Origin of the sequence: Micromonospora sp. BRA006-A (assembly GCF_033433935.1) — a bacterium.
Taxonomy (GTDB): domain Bacteria; phylum Actinomycetota; class Actinomycetes; order Mycobacteriales; family Micromonosporaceae; genus Micromonospora; species Micromonospora aurantiaca.
Window position 1 is genome coordinate 4,091,932 of the sequence record NZ_JANCLW010000001.1, and the last position, 16,537, is coordinate 4,108,468.

17 protein-coding genes are annotated in these 16,537 nt (G+C 73.1%); 6 read left to right on the top strand and 11 right to left on the bottom strand.

Translation table 11 applies throughout. The annotated features are described in order from the left end of the window. Positions 1–6: 6 nt before the first annotated feature. Together NMK34_RS18645 and rdmE are read left to right on the top strand one after the other, a co-directional pair. On the top strand, positions 7–756 hold the full coding sequence (locus NMK34_RS18645) for a class I SAM-dependent methyltransferase (RefSeq protein ID WP_135240683.1): 750 nt from the start codon (positions 7–9) through the stop codon (positions 754–756). After that, positions 753–2,318, top strand: coding sequence for an aklavinone 12-hydroxylase RdmE (gene rdmE, locus NMK34_RS18650; protein ID WP_318334513.1), 1,566 nt, complete (start codon positions 753–755; stop codon positions 2,316–2,318). Before NMK34_RS18645 ends, rdmE begins: the two co-directional genes overlap by 4 nt. A gap of 57 nt (positions 2,319–2,375) precedes the next feature. Here the strand turns inward: rdmE and NMK34_RS18655 are convergent, their stop codons facing one another. From NMK34_RS18655 to NMK34_RS18670, 4 genes are read right to left on the bottom strand one after another with little or no spacing between them, the layout of a single operon-like run. Then, on the bottom strand, positions 2,376–3,644 hold the full coding sequence (locus tag NMK34_RS18655; protein WP_318334514.1) for an activator-dependent family glycosyltransferase: 1,269 nt from the start codon (positions 3,642–3,644) through the stop codon (positions 2,376–2,378). Positions 3,645–3,654: 10 nt separating this feature from the next. Further along, positions 3,655–5,805 carry a P450-derived glycosyltransferase activator gene (locus tag NMK34_RS18660; protein ID WP_318334515.1) on the bottom strand — a complete coding sequence of 717 codons (2,151 nt, stop codon included), beginning with the start codon at positions 5,803–5,805 and terminating at the stop codon, positions 3,655–3,657. After that, positions 5,805–6,881, bottom strand: coding sequence for a methyltransferase (locus tag NMK34_RS18665; protein WP_318334516.1), 1,077 nt, complete (start codon positions 6,879–6,881; stop codon positions 5,805–5,807). The genes NMK34_RS18660 and NMK34_RS18665 overlap by 1 nt, the downstream gene beginning before the upstream one ends. A gap of 48 nt (positions 6,882–6,929) precedes the next feature. Continuing rightward, complete coding sequence (locus NMK34_RS18670) at positions 6,930–7,367, bottom strand: SnoaL/DnrD family polyketide biosynthesis methyl ester cyclase (RefSeq protein WP_135240688.1); 438 nt, start codon at positions 7,365–7,367, stop codon at positions 6,930–6,932. Positions 7,368–7,561: 194 nt separating this feature from the next. On the opposite strand from NMK34_RS18670, the gene NMK34_RS18675 reads away from it, so the two are divergent. After that, entirely contained in the window at positions 7,562–8,416 is an 855-nt protein-coding gene (locus tag NMK34_RS18675; RefSeq protein ID WP_318334517.1) for a class I SAM-dependent methyltransferase, read from the top strand. Here NMK34_RS18675 and NMK34_RS18680 read toward each other — a convergent pair. The 5 genes from NMK34_RS18680 to NMK34_RS18700 are packed head-to-tail and all read right to left on the bottom strand — an operon-like array spanning position 8,395 to position 12,414. After that, positions 8,395–9,363: an acyltransferase domain-containing protein gene (locus NMK34_RS18680; protein WP_318334518.1), complete on the bottom strand. Its 969-nt coding sequence runs from the start codon at positions 9,361–9,363 to the stop codon at positions 8,395–8,397. The genes NMK34_RS18675 and NMK34_RS18680 overlap by 22 nt on opposite strands. Beyond that, positions 9,360–9,614, bottom strand: a complete 255-nt coding sequence (locus NMK34_RS18685) for an acyl carrier protein (RefSeq protein ID WP_135240691.1) — start codon at positions 9,612–9,614, stop codon at positions 9,360–9,362. The genes NMK34_RS18680 and NMK34_RS18685 overlap by 4 nt, the downstream gene beginning before the upstream one ends. A 24-nt stretch (positions 9,615–9,638) precedes the next feature. Continuing rightward, a complete protein-coding gene (locus NMK34_RS18690; protein WP_318334519.1) occupies positions 9,639–10,847 on the bottom strand; it encodes a ketosynthase chain-length factor in 1,209 nt (402 codons plus the stop codon). Beyond that, positions 10,844–12,112: a beta-ketoacyl-[acyl-carrier-protein] synthase family protein gene (locus NMK34_RS18695; RefSeq protein WP_135240693.1), complete on the bottom strand. Its 1,269-nt coding sequence runs from the start codon at positions 12,110–12,112 to the stop codon at positions 10,844–10,846. Before NMK34_RS18695 ends, NMK34_RS18690 begins: the two co-directional genes overlap by 4 nt. Beyond that, positions 12,109–12,414 carry an antibiotic biosynthesis monooxygenase family protein gene (locus NMK34_RS18700; protein WP_135240694.1) on the bottom strand — a complete coding sequence of 102 codons (306 nt, stop codon included), beginning with the start codon at positions 12,412–12,414 and terminating at the stop codon, positions 12,109–12,111. Before NMK34_RS18700 ends, NMK34_RS18695 begins: the two co-directional genes overlap by 4 nt. Positions 12,415–12,583: 169 nt before the next feature. On the opposite strand from NMK34_RS18700, the gene fabG reads away from it, so the two are divergent. Both fabG and NMK34_RS18710 read left to right on the top strand, forming a co-directional pair. Beyond that, on the top strand, positions 12,584–13,369 hold the full coding sequence (gene fabG / locus NMK34_RS18705; protein WP_318334520.1) for a 3-oxoacyl-ACP reductase FabG: 786 nt from the start codon (positions 12,584–12,586) through the stop codon (positions 13,367–13,369). Between the two features lie 10 nt (positions 13,370–13,379). Continuing rightward, positions 13,380–14,318: an aromatase/cyclase gene (locus NMK34_RS18710; RefSeq protein WP_318334521.1), complete on the top strand. Its 939-nt coding sequence runs from the start codon at positions 13,380–13,382 to the stop codon at positions 14,316–14,318. A gap of 59 nt (positions 14,319–14,377) precedes the next feature. Here NMK34_RS18710 and NMK34_RS18715 read toward each other — a convergent pair whose 3' ends face one another. Both NMK34_RS18715 and NMK34_RS18720 read right to left on the bottom strand, forming a co-directional pair. Beyond that, positions 14,378–15,127, bottom strand: a complete 750-nt coding sequence (locus tag NMK34_RS18715; RefSeq protein ID WP_209310306.1) for an SDR family NAD(P)-dependent oxidoreductase — start codon at positions 15,125–15,127, stop codon at positions 14,378–14,380. A 35-nt stretch (positions 15,128–15,162) separates the two neighbouring features. Continuing rightward, positions 15,163–15,594, bottom strand: a complete 432-nt coding sequence (locus NMK34_RS18720) for a nuclear transport factor 2 family protein (protein WP_318334522.1) — start codon at positions 15,592–15,594, stop codon at positions 15,163–15,165. A 113-nt stretch (positions 15,595–15,707) separates the two neighbouring features. Between NMK34_RS18720 and NMK34_RS18725 the strand changes: the two genes are divergently transcribed. Next, positions 15,708–16,445: a class I SAM-dependent methyltransferase gene (locus NMK34_RS18725; RefSeq protein ID WP_318334523.1), complete on the top strand. Its 738-nt coding sequence runs from the start codon at positions 15,708–15,710 to the stop codon at positions 16,443–16,445. The last annotated feature ends 92 nt before the right edge of the window (positions 16,446–16,537 follow it).

Genomic DNA, 16,537 nt, shown 5'->3' on the forward strand with positions numbered 1-16,537 from the left:
GGACAGATGTACGGAGCCGACCTCGCCGAGGTCTTCGAACTCATCCACCAGGGCCGGGGTAAGGACTACCTGGCCGAGGCCGCGGACGTCGCCGAGCGGATCCGTGCGCGCACGCCGGGCGCGGACTCGCTGCTGGACGTCGCCTGCGGTACCGGATCCCACCTGCGGGCGTTCGCAACGCTCTTCGGTCACGTGGAGGGCCTGGAGATCTCCGAGCCGTTCGCGCGACGGGCCGAGAAGGCGGTCCCGGGGGCGACCATCCACGTCGGTGACATGCGGGACTTCGACCTGGGCCGCCGGTTCGACGCCATCACCATCATGTTCGGCTCGATCGGCTATCTGCGATCGGCCGAGGAGCTGACCGCCACGCTGCGGGTGTTCCGGCGGCACCTCGTGCCGGGCGGCACGCTGGCCGTCGACCCCTGGTGGTTCCCCGAGACCTACCTGGACGGATACGTGTCCGGCTCGCTGATCGAGGTCGACGGCCGGACCATCGCCCGGGTGTCGCACTCGTGCCTGGAGGGCGACGCCTCGCGGATGGACGTGCACTACGTCGTCGCCGGCCCGGAGGGCGCCCGGCACTTCGTGGAGAACCACCTGATCCGGCTGTTCAGCCGGGAGCGGTACCTCGCCGCGTTCGCCGAGGCCGGCTACCCGGACACCACGTACATCGAAGGGCTCAACTCCGGCCGAGGCCTGTTCGTCGCCACCCGCGACCGCGACCCCGGCGGAGCGGACGAGGGAGGACCATCGTGACGGACGAGACGACCGACGTACTCGTCGTGGGCGCCGGCCTGGCCGGCCTCTCGGCGACGACGTTCCTGGCCCGGCGCGGTGTCCGGGTGCGTCTGGTGGAGCGGCACCCGGGCACGTCCCTGCACCCGAAGGCGGCGGGCCAGAACCCGCGCACCATGGAGCTGCTCCGGATGGGGGGTGTGGCCGACGAGGTCGCCCGGGCCGGCGACATCCGGGGCGCCACCGGCGACTTCACCATCCGCATCGTCGAGACCGTGGGCGGCCCGGTGTTGCACTCGTTCGCCGAGAGCGTCGCCGACATGGTCGCCGCGACCGCACCGTGCACCGCCGAGGGCTGGGGCTTCGCCTCGCAGGACGCGGTCGAGCCGATCCTGCTGGAGGCGGCCCGCAAGTTCGGCGCCGTCGTGGAGTACGGCACCGAGATGGTCGGCTTCCACCAGGACGGGCAGGGGGTGGAGGCGGTGCTGCGCCGGGCCGACGGCGCCACCGACCGGGTCCGCGCCCGCTATCTGGTCGCCGCGGACGGGCCGGAGAGCGCGGTACGGGAGCGGCTGGGCATCCCGCGCACCGGTTACGGCACACTGTCCCACTTCGTCGGGATGATCTTCGAGGCGGACCTGTCAGACGTGCTGCCGCCCGGCTCGACCGGCTGGTACTACATCCAGAACCCCGCGTTCACCGGCAACTTCGGGCCGACCGACAAGCCGAACCGGCACACGTTCTTCGTCGAGTACGCGCCCGACCGCGGCGAGTCGCCCGACGACTTCACGCCGCAGCGCTGCGTCGAGCTGATCCGGACGGCCGTGGACCGGCCGGGGCTGGAGCCGGCGCTGCTCGACGTCCAGCGCTGGGGCATGGCCGCCCTGGTGGCCGAGCGGTGGCGCGAGGGCCGGGTGTTCCTGGCCGGGGACGCCGCGAAGGTGACTCCCCCGACCGGCGGCCTCGGTGGCAACACCGCCGTCGGCGACGGGTACGACATCGCGTGGAAGCTCGCGGCGGTGCTCGACGGCACGGCCGGCGACGGACTGCTCGACTCGTACGAGGCGGAGCGCCGGGCCGTGGCGCACCTGGTCGTCGACGAGTCGTACGCCGTCTACGTCCAGCGCATGGCGCCCCACCTGGCCGGCACCGCCCCGGCCGGGGTCGGCTACAACGAGGTGATCCTCGGATTCCGCTGCCTGTCCGGCGCGGTGCTCCCCGAGCCGGACGACGACGGCGCGCGGGTCGAGGATCCACTGCGGCCGAGCGGGCGGGCCGGCTTCCGGGCGCCCCACGTGTGGATCACCCGGTCCGGCGCGCGGGCCTCGATCCTCGAACTGTTCGGTGACGGGTGGGTGCTGATCGCCGGGGACGAGGCGTGGCGGGGCACCGGCGAGCCGGTGACCGTGCACGTGGTCGGCGCTGATCTGCTCGACCCCGAGGGCGAGCTGCGCGACCGCTACGGCATCGGTGCCGCCGGCGCGGCGCTGGTCCGCCCGGACGGCATCCTGGCCTGGCGCACCTCGGCGCCGTACGACCCGGCCACGCTCGGCGGCGTGCTGGACCGGCTGCTGTCCCGCTGACCCCCGCGACACGTGAGCCCCGACCCGGCCGGGTCGGGGCTCACACGTGCCGGGCGCCTATCGCGTCCGGTGCCTGGTGGTGAGGCGCTCCAGCTCCGGCACGACCTCGACCGGGCTCGGCGTCTCCGCCATGGTCCGGCTCAGCGCACCAGCGCTCTCGGCGAACGACGGCTCGTCCAGGATCCGCACGAGATCCGCGCGCAGCCGGGCCGGGCTCAACTCGAACGACGGCAGGAACCGGCCGGCGCCGCACGCCTCCAGCCGCTGGGCCCGGTAGATCGCGTCCCACATCCAGCCCATCGCGACCTGCGGCACCCCGTACGCCGCGGCGGTCGCCCAGGTGCCGGCGCCGCCGTGGTGCACGATCGCCGCGCAGCTGGGCATCAACGCGTGCAGCGGCACCCGGTCGACCACCCGGGTGTTCGCCGGCACCGCCGGCACGTCCGCGAGTTCCTCCTCGCTGAGCAGCGCCACCGCCTCGATGTCCAGATCCTCGATGGCCGCGAACAGGTCAGCCACCCGGACGGCGTTCGGGAACGACGTCTGCCGGATCGTCTCGCCGAGGGTGAAGCAGACACGCGGCCGCTCCGGATCGGCGCGCAGCCAGTCCGGAACCACGGCCGGCGTGGGACCGTTGTACGCGACGTAACGCATCGGCACGGTGGGCAGGCCCAGCTCCAGGCGTACGCCCGGCGGCATCTGGTCGATCGTCCAGTGCCCGGTGACGATCTCCTCGTCGAACCGGCAGCCGTGCCGGTCGAGCACCAGCGACAGCCACTCGGCCAGCGAGTCGTCCCGCTGCTCCTCCGGCAGCTCGGCCAGGCGGCCGAGCATCGCCGCGCGGACGCCGTAGAACGTGTCCGGGAAGGACAGGATGCGGGCGCTGGCCGCGCCGCTGGCCCTGGCGGCGACCGCGCCAGCGAAGGTGAACAGCTCCCAGATCACCAGGTCCGGCTGCCAGTGCCGGGCGTACGCGACCAGCTCGTCGACCATCGAGTCGTTGTTGATCTGGGCGTAGTACGTGGCGGTCAGCAGCGAGTTCGAGGCGATCATGAACTCGGCGTCGAGGTGTTCCGGCCGGTGCTCCAGGAAGTCCGGAGCCGAGTGGTGGGCGTACATCCCGGCGCCGACGTGCCGGGCCACCTGCTCCATCTTGTGGTCGTCACCGACCGGCACGGCGGTCAGCCCGGCCCGCACGATGCTCTCGGTGAGCGCCGGCTGGCTGGCCACCCGTACCTCGTGCCCGGCCGCGCGCAGCGCCCAGGCCAGTGGCACGGCACCGTTGAAGTGCGCGTCCATCGCGAAGGACGTCAGGAGAATCCGCATCGCCGCCGCCTCAGGATCCGGTCACCGGGAACCGGAGCACACCGCGGACCACTGGCGAGCGCAGCCTGCGCACCACCCGTTCCCGGTAGGTGATCCCGGTTCCGGACTCGGCGAGCGACCGCACCGCGGCCTCCGCCTGCACCCGGGCCAGCGGCAGCACCAGACCGGCGTAGCCCCCCTCGGCCGGATCGAGGACCGGGCCGGGCTCGCGGGACAGGTCGAACCGGTCCGGCTCGGTGAAGACGCCCGGATCCCGGTTGGCCGCGCCGATGGCCACCACCACCTGGCCGTCCGCCGGTACGGCGGTCCCGGCGTACTCGACCTCCTCCTCCGCGATGCGGTTCTCCAGCCGTATCGGCGGCGAGTAGCGCATCGTCTCGGCGACCGCCGCGGCGGCCAGCTCCGGCTCGGCGCAGACCCGCTGCCACTGCTCGGGGTGGTCGAGCAACGCCTCCACCGTGTTCGCGGTGAGGGTGGTCGCCACCTCGACGCCGGCCACCGCCAGGAGCACCGCCACGGCGAACACGTCCGCGTCCGGCGCGTCCGGCCGCAGCGGGCCGAACGTGTCCGGCCCGGCGAGCAGGTCACGCAGCTCGCGGACCGCGGCGAGCACGGCGCGCGCGTCCGGGTACCGCGGCGGGCACAGACCGGCGTCGAGCGCGACACCGGCGTCGCGCACGAGCGCCGCGAACCGCTCCCGCTGTTGCGCCGGCACGGCCAGCAGGTCCGCCACCAGGTCCGTGACCGCCGGCCGGACCACGTCGTCGACCAGGTCGAACTCGGCCGGCAGGCCGGCCCGGCGGCCGGCGACCAGATCCGCCGCCGCCTTGCGGTGCTCCTCCACGCCCGGCGCGCCGAGCACCGGCGCGAACAGCCGTCCCCAGCGGTCGTAGTCGGCGCGGCCGGCGTTGAGGAACGCGTCGTCCAGCGGCAGGACGTGGCACAGCTTCGGGTTGTCCCAGACGTCCTGGAACAGGTGTTCCTGCGCGGCCGGGCCGCCGCGGTGCCGCGGCTGCAACCGCGCGTCGGCGAGGATCCGCCGGGCCGTCTCGTGCTGCCCCGTGACCAGCGCGCCGGCCTCGCTGCGGTGCAGTGCGCCCTGCTCCCGCAACCGGGCGTCGACGGACACCGGATCCTGCGCCTCGGCGCGCAGCAGCAGGGCGTACGGGTCGCCCCGGGTGCCGTAGATGAACTGGAAGCCCCGGATGGTGAGCAGGTGCCGGCCCAGGTCGCCGGCGCTGACCTGCGCGGTGGGCGCCTCCGGCCGGGCCACCTCGGGCCGCAGGTGCGCCAGGACGGCGTCGGCCAGCGGCCGGTGCACGGCGCTCGGCAGCGCGTGCCCCATGCCCTTGATCTCCACGAGCCGGGCGCGCGGGATCAGGTCGGCCAGGTGCCGCCCGTGCGGCGGAGGCGCGGCCGGGTCGTTCGGCGCCTGGATCACCAGGGTCGGCACGTCGAGACCGCGCAGCTCGGCGCCGCGGCTGCGGGGCGGCAGGCCGACCAGGTAGTGGGCGATCGGCTCCTCCCACGTCCCGGCGTGCTCCATGGCACGCTCCTCCCAGGTGCGGTACTCGGCCTCGTCGAACGGCACGCCGTCGCCGTTGAGCAGCCGCCACTTGCCGACCTGTTTGGCCAGCATGCTCTCCCGATCGGTGGCGGGCTGCTGCACGTGGGCGAGCATGTCGAGGAAGCGCTGGGTGGGCACGGGCAGGCCGTCGACTGTCGACTCGCCCCGGAACGCGGCCTCGATCCCGGCGTCGAAGTCGACGTCGAGGGCGCCGCCCAGCATCAGCGTGAGGCTGCGCACCCGGTCCGGGTGGTTCAGCGCCATCACCTGGGCCAGCGAAGCGCCCATGGACAGGCCGAGGACGTGCGCCGCCTCGACGTCCCAGGCGTCGAGCACGACGACCGCGTCCGCGGCCAGGTCGTCATAGGTGTACGGGTGCTCGCCGTAGTCGCGCCGCGTCGACCGCCCGGTGTCGCGGTGGTCGTACCGGATGACGTGCAGGCCGCCGGCCGCCAGCGTCTCGACGAACTCGTCCGGCCAGCCGTACGCGGACAGGTTGCCGCCCATGATCAGCAGAAGGGCCGGGTCGGCGGGGTCACCGAAGTCCTGGCTCCAGATCCGCACGTCACCGGCGGTTGCCACTCGTTCTGTCATCAGGTTGCTCCATCGGGGGCGAGAGTGAGCAGGGACAGGTCGAACGGGACGGACGGGGACGCCACCTTGCGCGCCGACTCGACCACCAGCCCGGCCGAGGCGGCGAAGGTGGACCACTCGTCCCGGGTACGCAGACGGCCGCCGAGAAACACCAGCATCCGCAGGTCGAGCAGGGTGAACTGCTCGTTGGAGGCGTCCTCGGGCAGGTCGTCCCGCTCCAGCACGAGGATCCGGCCGCCCGGCTCGAGCGCCTCGGTGCACCGCAGCAGGATCCGGCGGGCGTCCTCGTCGGACCAGTTGAGCAGCACGAAGGACAGCGCGATCACGTCCGCGCCGGTGGGTAGCGGCTGGAAGAAGTCACCGGCCACCGCGTCCAGCCGACCGGCGAGACCGGCCGCCTCGAAGTTCGCCCGGGCCCGGGCCGCCGGCAGCGGCAGTTCGACGAGGGTGCCGGTGACGTGCGGCGCGGTCCGGGCGATCGCGGCGAGGAAGCCGCCGACTCCGCCGCCCACGTCCATCACGTGCTTCACGCCGCTCCAGTCGTACGCGGCGGCCGGCTCGTCGTAGACGACGTCCTGGTCACAGGCCATCAGCTCGTCGAACGACTCGGCCAGCTCCGGCTGGGCGGTCAGGTCGTCGTAGAACGACCGGCCGTACACCGTCTCGTAGCTGGGCCGGCCGGTGCGGACCGCGTCGAGCAGGCGGAAGAACGCCAGGTCGGCCCGGGAGACGGCGTTGGTGAGGTCGAACCAGGCCCGCTGCTGGGCCGGGTGGTCCTCGGCCAGCAGGCGGCCGACGGCGGTCGGTTCGATCGTGCCGTCCGGCGCCTCGGTGAACACGCCCACCGCGACGAGGTGCCGGATGATCCGCAGCAACGCGTTGGGGTCGGCGCCGGCCGCCCGGGCGAGCGCCGCCGGGGTGCGTGCCCCGGCGGCGATGTGGTCGACGAGCCGAAGCGTGGCGGCCACCCGGACCGCCATCGGGGTGTGCAGGCCGCCCAGCCGCAGCAACGTGTCCAGCTCGTTCATGGACGGCCGGGCGGTGGCCGCGGGCACGGCCGTGTCAACGTCGGGCATGAGCCCAGCTCCTCCGGATCTCGGTGGGGGAAGGACGCGGGCCGCCGGTCACGGGCGCCATCCGTCGCCGGCCGGCCACGGCTCGGCGAGCTGCCGGTAGGTGCCGATGTAGTCCGGCCAGTCCCGGTGGTCCCGGATCTTGCCGTCGACGATCCGGATCAGGTGGATCTGCTCGCCGGAGAACCTGCGGCCGGTCGCCGGCATGCTGACCAGGTCGCCGATCTGCCGCCCGTACAGCACCAGGCGGGCGCGGACCCAGTTGCGGTTCTCCTCGTAGCCGATCTCCTCCAGGTACGCCTCCTCGGAGAAGGTCATCTTCAGCCACTTGACGGCCAGCACGAACGCCTCGGGGCCGAGCAGGTCGTTGAAGTGCTCCATGGCGCCCGGGTTGAGGTACTCGGGGTGGATGAATTCCGCCGCGTCGTCGGTCTTTCCGGTGTTGTACGCGTTCACCATTCGCTTGACGACTTCGATCTGTGCGCTCACAGTTACTCCCAACGGGCAGCCGATGAATTGAGTAATCAAATTATCGAGCGTCCGGAGCGCAGCGGCAAGGCGCTTCCGGGCGGCTCGGGCAATTCCATAGCCAAATTGCAGCGCCGCTCGAACGACCCTTTAGTGAGCCTCCAGACCGGCGCGGTTGGCTGCGCGGGGACAGGGCTGCACAACCAGGAGGATCAGTGGACGACACCGCGTACAAGACGACAGTCGCCGCCGCGTTCGACCGGGCGGCGGCGAGCTACGACCGGCTCGGCGTCGAGTTCTTCACACCGATGGGCGCGCGGCTCGTCGAACGCGCCGATCCCCGGCCTGGCCAGCGCGTTCTCGACGTCGGATGCGGCCGCGGCGCGAGCCTGTTCCCGGCCGCCGAGCGGGTCGGCGCCCAGGGCCGGGTGGTCGGCATCGACATCGCGCCGGCGATGGTCGGGCACACCCGCGCCGAGGCCGCCCGGGCCGGGCTGCGGCACGTCGAGGTACGCGAGATGGACGGCGAGCACCCGGATTTCCCGGATGCCTCCTTCGACCTGGTCCTGGGCAGCTACAGCGTCATTTTCATCCCGGACGCGCCGCAGGCCATGGCGCGCTATTCACGACTGCTGCCCAGCGGCGGGAAAATGGCATTCACGAGCCCGGTCTTCACCACCGACACATTTCCTTTCCTGCCGCCGATGTTCACTCCGCTCATCGACCGGGAATTGTTGCGCCGGCTGCCGGAGCAGTGGCAGCCGGACGCGCTGCGCCGCCGGTTCAACAGCTGGCTGCAGGACCCGGAGGATCTCCGCTCGACGATGCACGCCGCCGGTTTCCGCACCACCGAGGTGGTCGACGAGCCGGTACGCCTGGTCGCGGAGAGCGGCGCCGCGTGGGTCGACTGGTCGCACACCCAGGGCATGAGGCTGCTCTGGCAGCATCTTCCGCCGGCCGAGGCCGCCGCCCTGCGCGACCGGCTGATCCCCGCGCTGGACGCGCTGCGCGACGGCGACGGCCCGGTCCGGATGGACGTCCCGGTCCGCTACGTGATCGCGGAACGCTGACCCAGCGCCGTCCGGGCCGCCGCCACGGCACGCCGGTCCGCCTCCGCGCCCGCGGGGCGGGCCGGCAGCAGCGACACCACCCGGGCGCGACCGGCCCGGACCGCCGGATGGCGACGGGCGATCTGCGCGAGCGTCTGCCCCGGGCCGGTCTCCACCACCACCCGCGCGCCGTCACCCAGCAGCCGGTCCAGCGCCGGCCAGAACCGGACCGGCTCCACCGGGTGGCCCGCCCAGTAGGCGGGATCGGTGGCCGCCGCGCCGAGCGGCTCGCCCGTGTATCCGGAGTAGAGCGGCACGCGGGGCGGCGCCACCGGCAGCCCGGCGACCACCTCCTCGGCGCCGGCGTTCGCGGCGGCCAACGCCGGCGAGTGGAACGGCGTCCGCGACGGCACCGGATGACACCTCAGACCGGCGGCGCGCAGTGCCGCCGCCACCTCGCCGAGAGCCGGCTGCGGACCGGCCAGCACCACCTGGCGCGGCGCGTTGTACGCACCGACCACCACGTCACCGATGAGGAACGGGTGTACCCGCTCGGGCGCGGCGGCCACCGCCAGCATGCCCCCGGCCGGGGCGTCCCGTGCCCGCCGTACCCGGTCCCGTACCAGCCGCACCGCATCCGGTAGCCGGAAGACGCCGGCGAGCACGGCTCCCACCAGTTCGCCCAGGCTGTGCCCGAGCAACGCGCCGGGCCGCACGCCCCAGCTCAGCACCAGCCGAGCCAGGGCGTAGTCGACCGCGAACAGCAGCGGCTGGGCCCGGGCGACGTCGTCGATCGGCGTACGCGGCACGGCGGTGAGCCAGTCGTGGCGCAGGCACGGCTCGGCGAAGAGTTCGAGCACCTCGTCCATCGCCGCGGCGAAGACCGGCTCGGCCGGGTAGAGACCGGCAGCCATCCGTTCGTGCTGTGCTCCCTGGCCGGGGAGCAGGAAGGCGGTCCCGGGACTCATCCGGACGCCAGGCGCGCGTTGACGAAGCGCACCATCTCGTCCGGGGTCCGCAGCTCGGCCACCCCCTCCTCCGGCAGCGTCACCCCGTAGTCGTGCGACAGGCGGCTGGTCACCTCGAGTACGGCGAGGGAGTCGTATCCCAGGTCCGCGAAGTCCGCGCCACCGACATCGTCGGCGAAGGTGACCGACTCGTCCTCACCGGCGCACTCCCGCATCACCCGCATCAGCTCCGGCACCGTCAACTCAGCCATGTCCCTGCCTCTCTCTCCTGGTCGTTAGCGCCGGACCACCATGGCGCTGTTGAAGCCGCCGGCGCCGCGCGCCAGCACGAGCGCCGCCCGGCCCCGCACCGGCCGGGGCGCGCCGGTCACCAGGTCCAGCGCGTAGTGGTCCGGAACGTCGATCGCCGGCGCGGTCGGGGGCACCTGCCCCTCCCGCAGCGCGATGAGGGCCGTGACCACGTCCAGCGGCGCGGCTCCGGCGGCGAGCCGGCCGGTGCGGGCCTTGGGCGCGGTGACCGGCACCCCGCGCGGGCCGAAGACCTCCTCGATCGCCCGTGCCTCGGCGGCGTCCTCGTCCGGCGTACCGGCGCCGTCGGCCATCACCATCGCCACCTCGTCCGGCCGGACCCCCGCGTCGGCCAGTGCAGTGTCCATCGCGCGGCGCAGGTTGGACGGGCGGCCGGTGCCGGGGGCGGGGTCGAACGAGGCGCCGTAGCCGGCGATCTCGCCGTACCGGGGCGCGCCGCGACCGGCCGCGTCCGTCGCGGACTCCAGCACCAGCAGCGCGCCGCCCTCGCCGGGTACATAGCCGCCGGCCGCCCGGTCGAACGGCAGGTAGGCCCGGTCCGGCCGGTTCCCGGTGGCGAGGCGGCCGGACGCCAGGTGTGCGGCCAGCCCGTACGGGCACAGCGACGAGTCCACCGCGCCGGTCAGCACCGCGCGGCTGCCCTTGCGGATCTTGCGACGGGCGTGCGCGATCGCGTCGAGCCCGCCCGCGTCGTCGGTGACGAACACACCGACCGGTCCGCGCATGTCGTGCCGGATCGCCAGCTGGCCGGTGTTGACCGCGTAGAACCAGGCGAACGACATGTAGGTGCTGACGAACCGGCGTCCCCGTCCCCACAGCTTCTCCAGCTCCCGCTGGCCGAACTCGAAGCCGCCGGCCGAGCCGGCCGTCACCACGCCGAGGTCGAGCGAGGACAGCGCCGTGGTGTCCAGGCCGGCGTCGTCGAGCGCCCACCGGGCCGCGGCGAGACTGTACCGGGTCATCACGTCGGTCTGCGGCAGCAGCCGTCCGGGCACGTGCGCGGCGGGGTCGAACCCGGGCACCTCCCCGGCCAGCCGGCCGGGATAGCCGTCCGCCTCGAACCGGGTGATCTCGTCGATGCCGTTGTCCCCGGCCAGCGCCGACCGCCAGTGCGCGTCCCGTCCGAGCCCGTGCGGCGACAGCACGCCGACGCCGGTCACCACCACGGCCGTCATGCGGCCCCGCCCGGCACCCGGCGCAGCACCATCGCGCTCTGGAACCCGCCGAACCCGCTGCCCACCGTCAGCACCGTGCGGACCGGCTGCTGCCGGGCCACCAGCGGGACGTAGTCCAGGTCCAGCTCCGGGTCGGGGTCGTGCAGGTTCGCCGTCGGGGGCACGAACCCGTGCTCGATCGCCAGCGCGCTCGCCACCACCTCGATCGACCCGATCGCGCCGAGCGAGTGCCCGATCATCGACTTGATCGAGCTGATCGGCGTGGCGTACGCGTGGGGGCCCAGGCTGTGCTTGAACGCCGCGGTCTCGTGGATGTCGTTCTGCCGCGTCGCCGTGCCGTGCGCGCTGACGTAGTCGACCTCCCGGGGTGCGGTGCGCCCCTCGTCGAGGGCGGCGGTGACGGCCGCCGCGAGTTCCCGGCCGTCCGGCCGCAGCCCCGTCATGTGGTAGGCGTTGCTGCGCGAGGCGAAACCCGTGATCTCGGCGTAGATGTGCGCCCGCCGGCGCATCGCCGACTCCATCTCCTCGACAACGAGCGTCGCCGCGCCCTCCCCCAGCACGAAACCGTTGCGGGTGCGGTCGAACGGACGGGAGGCGTGCTCCGGGTCGTCGTTGCGCGGGGAGGTGGCCCGGATCGCGTCGAAACAGGCGACGGTGATGGGAGTGATGGGCGCCTCGGTGCCGCCGGTGACCATCGCGTCGACGGTGCCCTCCCGGATCAGCTCGCAGGCGTACCCGATGGCGTCCAGGCCCGAGGTGCACCCGGCCGAGACGGTCGTGGCCGGGCCCTCCGCCCCGGCGACCCGGCACGTCTCGGCTGCGAGCGAGCTGGGCACGAAGTAGTCGTAGAGGTACGGGCTGGCACGTCGGTGGTCCACCAGCCACCTGCGGCCGGCGTCGCTCATCGCCACGTACTGCTGTTCCAGCTTCTCGGTACAGCCGACCGCGCTGCCCATGCTGACCCCGACGCGGTGGGCGTTGCTCTCGGTGATCTCCAGTCCGCTGTCGGCCAGCGCCTCACGGGTGGCCACCACGGCGAACTGCGCCGCCCGGTCCAGCCGGTGCGCGTCCGCCTGGCTCAGGCCCTCCTGGCGCGGGTCGAAGTCGCACTCGGCGGCGATCCGGGACCGGTAGCCGGCGGCGTCGAACAGCGAGATGGCGCGGGTCGCGGTGCGCCCGGCGAGCAGTTGCTCGCGGAACGCCTTGACGCCGGTCGACCCGGGTGCCACCACGCCCATGCCGGTGATCACGACACGCCGGGTCACGGCGTCACCGTGCGGCTCTGGCGGCACGTGTACAGGTTCGGCTCGCCGGTGCTCAGCGCGCGCAACGCGGCCTGGTGCGGCGTGAACTCCGGCCGGGACACGGCCCGCCGGAACGACACCGCGTCCCGCCAGTGGGCGACGTTGACGTAGCTGCCGGGATCCTCGGTGTGGCGCAGCAGCGTGTGGCCGAGAAAACCGGGCTGCTCGCCGAAGTACGCGCTGGTCTCGGCGAAGGTCTTCTCGAACTCCTCCGGTGTGCCGTGCACGGTGAACCTGTTGACGAAAACCACCGGACCGTCCATGTCAATCTCCTCGCGCAAACGCTTGACCATCACGGTCGAATCTGCTCTGAGGCTGTCGGACCGATCTCGCAACCCACTCAACAAACGGCTGACCCGCCGGCTGTCGAGCACGTCTCGAGCCGCCACTGACACCGTCGGAATCCCCACAGCGAGGAGAGGGGTTCGCGAAGTGACGGGAAACGACGATCGGATCGCCCTGGTCACGGGCGCCACCAGCGGCATCGGACTGGCGATCACGGAGCTGCTCGCACGGCAGGGCATGCGCGTGTTCGTCTGCGCCCGGGACGCCGCACGGGTGTCGCTGACGGTCAAGCGGCTGCGGGAGGAGTCCCTGGAGGTCGACGGACAGGCCGCGGACGTGACCGAGCCGGACCAGGTCCGGGCGTTCGTGGCCGCCGCGGTCGACCGGTTCGGGCCGGTGGACGTGCTGGTCAACAACGCCGGACGCAGCGGTGGCGGGGTCACCGCGCGCATCACCGACGAACTCTGGGCGGACGTGCTGGCGACGAACCTCACGAGCGTCTTCCGGATGACCCGGGAGGTGCTGACCGAGGGCGGCATGCTGGCGCGCGGCAGCGGCCGGGTGATCAACGTGGCGTCGACGGCCGGCAAGCAGGGCGTGGTGTACGGCGCACCGTACAGCGCGTCCAAGCACGGCGTGGTCGGCTTCACCAAGGCGCTCGGGCTGGAGCTGGCCAAGACCGGGATCACCGTGAACGCGGTCTGCCCCGGCTACGTGGAGACCCCGATGGCCGAACGGATCCGCCAGGGATACGCCGACTTCTGGGAGACCACGACGGACGCGGTCCGGGAGCGCTTCGAGGCGAAGATCCCGCTCGGCCGGTACAGCACGCCGGCCGAGGTGGCCGGCCTGGTGGGTTACCTCGTGTCGCCGGCTGCGGCGCCGGTGACCGCGCAGGCGATAAACGTCTGCGGCGGCCTGGGCAACTTCTGAAGGGGGACCGATGGCACATCACATGGAGCACCGGATCACCGTGGCCGCGCCGCCGCACGCCGTCTTCGACCTGGTCGCCGACGTCCGGCGCTGGCCGCACGTCTTCCCGCCCACTGTGCACGCCGAGCAGGTCGAACGCCTGGCCGACGGCGAGCGGATCCGCATCTGGGCCACCGCGAACGGGCAGCCCAAGACGTGGCTGTCCCGCCGCCGGGTCGACCGGGAGGGCCTGCGGATCGCGTTCCGGCAGGAGGTGTCGCAGGCGCCGGTGGCCGCGATGGGCGGCGAGTGGATCCTCACCCCGGCCGGCGGCGGCTCCACCGAGGTGCGTCTGCTGCACGACTTCGACGCCGTCGGTGACGATCCGGACGCCGTGGACTGGATCCGCCGCGCGGTGGACGGCAACAGCGACGCCGAACTGGCGGCGCTGCGAGCGGCCGCCGAGCGCGACGACGCCGAGGATCTGTACTCGTTCGACGACACGGTGACCGTGCGGGGCGACCAGGCCGACGTCTACGGGTTCCTCAACGAGGCGGACCGGTGGCCGCAGCGCCTGCCGCACGTCGCCAGGGTCGACCTCCGGGAGGAGACGCCCGGCCTGCAACTGCTCGACATGGACACCCGTACCGCGGACGGGCACACGCACCGGACCACATCGGTCCGGGTCTGTGTCCCCGACGAGCTCATCGTCTACAAGCAGTTGCGCACCCCGCCGCTGCTGTCGCTGCACACCGGCCGGTGGTCGCTGCGCGAGGCGGGCGGGGCGCTCATGGTCACCTCCACCCACACCGTGGTGATCCGTCCCGAGGCGGTGCCGGAGCTGCTCGGCGCGGACGCCACGATGGCGCAGGCCCGGCAGCGGGTACGGCAGGCGCTCGGCGGCAACAGCCGTGCGACGCTGCAGCGCGCGAAGGAGTACGCCGAGGCACGGTTCGCCCGGGCGCGCTGACCGGGCGGGCGGCCCCGGCCCGGGGCCGCCCGCCCGGATACGCGACGCGGCGTCGCGGGTCAGGTGACCGAGAGGGCGCCGTCCACTGTGAGCACCGTGCCGTTGAGGTACGCGGCGTCCGGCTGGGCGAGCCGGTGGATCCAGTCCGCGACCTCCTCCGGCCGGCCCACCCGGCCCACCGGAACCCGGACCGCGATGTGCTGGAGGAAGCCCTCGTACTCGGCCGCGGACATGCCGGCGCGCACACCGACGCCGGTGTTCACCACGCCCGGAGCGATGCCCACCACCCGGATGGCCCGCGACGCCAGCTCCACCGCCCAGGAGCGGGTGAGCGAGTCCAGCGCCGCCTTGGTCGCGGCGTACACCGCGTTCTGCGGTGCCGCGCGCAGCCCGAGAGCCATCGCCGAACCGACGTTCACGATCGTCCCACCGGACTCGGTCAGGGCGGTGAGGGCGCACTGGGTCAGCAGGACGGGCGCCAGCACGTTCGTCTCGAACTGGACCCGGACCGCCTCCGGATCGAGGTCGGACAGCGCGCCGAAGACGCCCACCGCCGCGTTGTTGATCAGGACGTCCACCGCCCCGAACTCGAGCAGGGCCCGGTCCACCACGATCTTCCCGGCGTCCGGACCGGTGATGTCGGCCACGAGAGTGGTGATGTTCGGATACCCCGTCGCCGTCTCCGCCAGCGGCTCCGGCGACCGGCCCACCACGAGGACCCGGGCACCCCGGTCGGCGAAGGTCCGCGCGGCCGCCCGGCCTATTCCGCTGCCACCTCCGGTGATGATCACCGCTTGTGATGTCGTCATGGCCTGAACGTAAGGTCGCCGACTCAAGGCAGGCTCTACGGACGGTCGTCCCGGGTGACCCGCCGTTCCCGGACCTTCAACACGCCGTTCTCCCTGACCAGCACGTCCTCGCAGACGCACATCAGGTGCAGGCGCGGCTGCTCGTCCCGCCGCGTCGCGATGATCTGGGTGTAGCTGCGGACCGTGAGGGCACCGTCGCTCCGGACGGTCACCGCCGGCATCAGCACACAGTGCCGGTGCACCTCGCCCTTGCCGGCGAGTTCCGCCGCGGAGCGCCGGACCCCGGCGGTCAGTGCCGCCCGGCCACGGACCGGCTCGGGCAGCGACGGGGGCAGGAACGTCCCGTCCTCGGTGAACGTCTCCGCCCATCCGGCCGCGTCACCCGCGTCCAGCAGCTGCATGTGGTGGGCGTAGAAGCTCTGCACCTCGGCGTAGAGGGTGGCGTCGATGCCGGCTGCGGTCGTCACGTCGTTCTCCTTCGTCCGGTCGGGCCCCCAGCCTCACCCGGATGCTTCGACGGATCGTCCAGGCCCGCTCGAGCACGGGTGGCCAGGATCGGGTCGGGGAAGGGAGGCCCAGCATGTACGGAGCCGAGCTGGCCGACGTGTACGAGGCCGTCTATCGCAGCCGCGGCAAGGACTGGAACGCGGAGGCACTGTTCATCGCCGAGCTGATCCGGGACCGGTTCCCGGCGGCGGACTCGCTGCTCGACGTCGCCTGCGGCACCGGGGCCCATCTGGCCGGCTTCGCGAAGCTCTTCGGCCGGACCGAGGGCCTGGAGTACGCCGAGGCGATGCGTGCGGTCGCCGAGCGCCGGCTGCCCGGGGTGCCGCTGCACGCCGGCGACATGCGCGACTTCCGGCTGCCCGCCCGGTTCGACGCGGTGACCTGCATGTTCACCGCGATCTCGTACGCCGGCACGCTGGCGGGGATGCGCGCGACGGTCCGCTGCATGGCCGCGCACCTGGTGCCCGGCGGGGTGCTGGTGATCGAACCCTGGTGGTTCCCGGAGAAGTTCATCGACGGCTACGTCTCCGGCGAGGTGGTGCGCGACGGTGACCGGACTATCGCGCGGGTCTCCCGGTCCACGAACGAGTCCGGCGTGACCCGGCTGGAGGTCCGCTACGTCGTCGCCTCGGCGGCCGGCATCACCCAGTTCACCGAAGTCGACCGGCTCGCCTTGTTCACGCTCGACGAGTACCTGTGCGCCATCGAGGACGCCGGCTGCGCCGCCGAGTTCCGGCCGCCGGACCCGTCCGGCCGGGACGCCATCGTCCCGGCCGGACGGGGGCTGTTCGTCGGCGTCAAGAGGGCCTGACGGCCGGACGGTGTCGCCGGTGCTCGGCGGTGAGCCGTTCGAGCAGCGGCACCACCTCGACCGGGCTGGGCGTGGCGACCGCCTCACGACGC

Coding starts and splice junctions, on each gene's coding strand:
- NMK34_RS18645 (WP_135240683.1), top strand. CDS start 7: ATGTACGGAGCCGACCTCGCCGAGGTCTTCGAACTCATCCACCAGGGC.
- NMK34_RS18660 (WP_318334515.1), bottom strand. CDS start 5,805: ATGACAGAACGAGTGGCAACCGCCGGTGACGTGCGGATCTGGAGCCAG.
- NMK34_RS18665 (WP_318334516.1), bottom strand. CDS start 6,881: ATGCCCGACGTTGACACGGCCGTGCCCGCGGCCACCGCCCGGCCGTCC.
- NMK34_RS18680 (WP_318334518.1), bottom strand. CDS start 9,363: ATGAGTCCCGGGACCGCCTTCCTGCTCCCCGGCCAGGGAGCACAGCAC.
- NMK34_RS18655 (WP_318334514.1), bottom strand. CDS start 3,644: ATGCGGATTCTCCTGACGTCCTTCGCGATGGACGCGCACTTCAACGGT.
- NMK34_RS18725 (WP_318334523.1), top strand. CDS start 15,708: ATGTACGGAGCCGAGCTGGCCGACGTGTACGAGGCCGTCTATCGCAGC.
- NMK34_RS18700 (WP_135240694.1), bottom strand. CDS start 12,414: ATGGACGGTCCGGTGGTTTTCGTCAACAGGTTCACCGTGCACGGCACA.
- NMK34_RS18685 (WP_135240691.1), bottom strand. CDS start 9,614: ATGGCTGAGTTGACGGTGCCGGAGCTGATGCGGGTGATGCGGGAGTGC.
- NMK34_RS18715 (WP_209310306.1), bottom strand. CDS start 15,127: ATGACGACATCACAAGCGGTGATCATCACCGGAGGTGGCAGCGGAATA.
- NMK34_RS18690 (WP_318334519.1), bottom strand. CDS start 10,847: ATGACGGCCGTGGTGGTGACCGGCGTCGGCGTGCTGTCGCCGCACGGG.
- NMK34_RS18710 (WP_318334521.1), top strand. CDS start 13,380: ATGGCACATCACATGGAGCACCGGATCACCGTGGCCGCGCCGCCGCAC.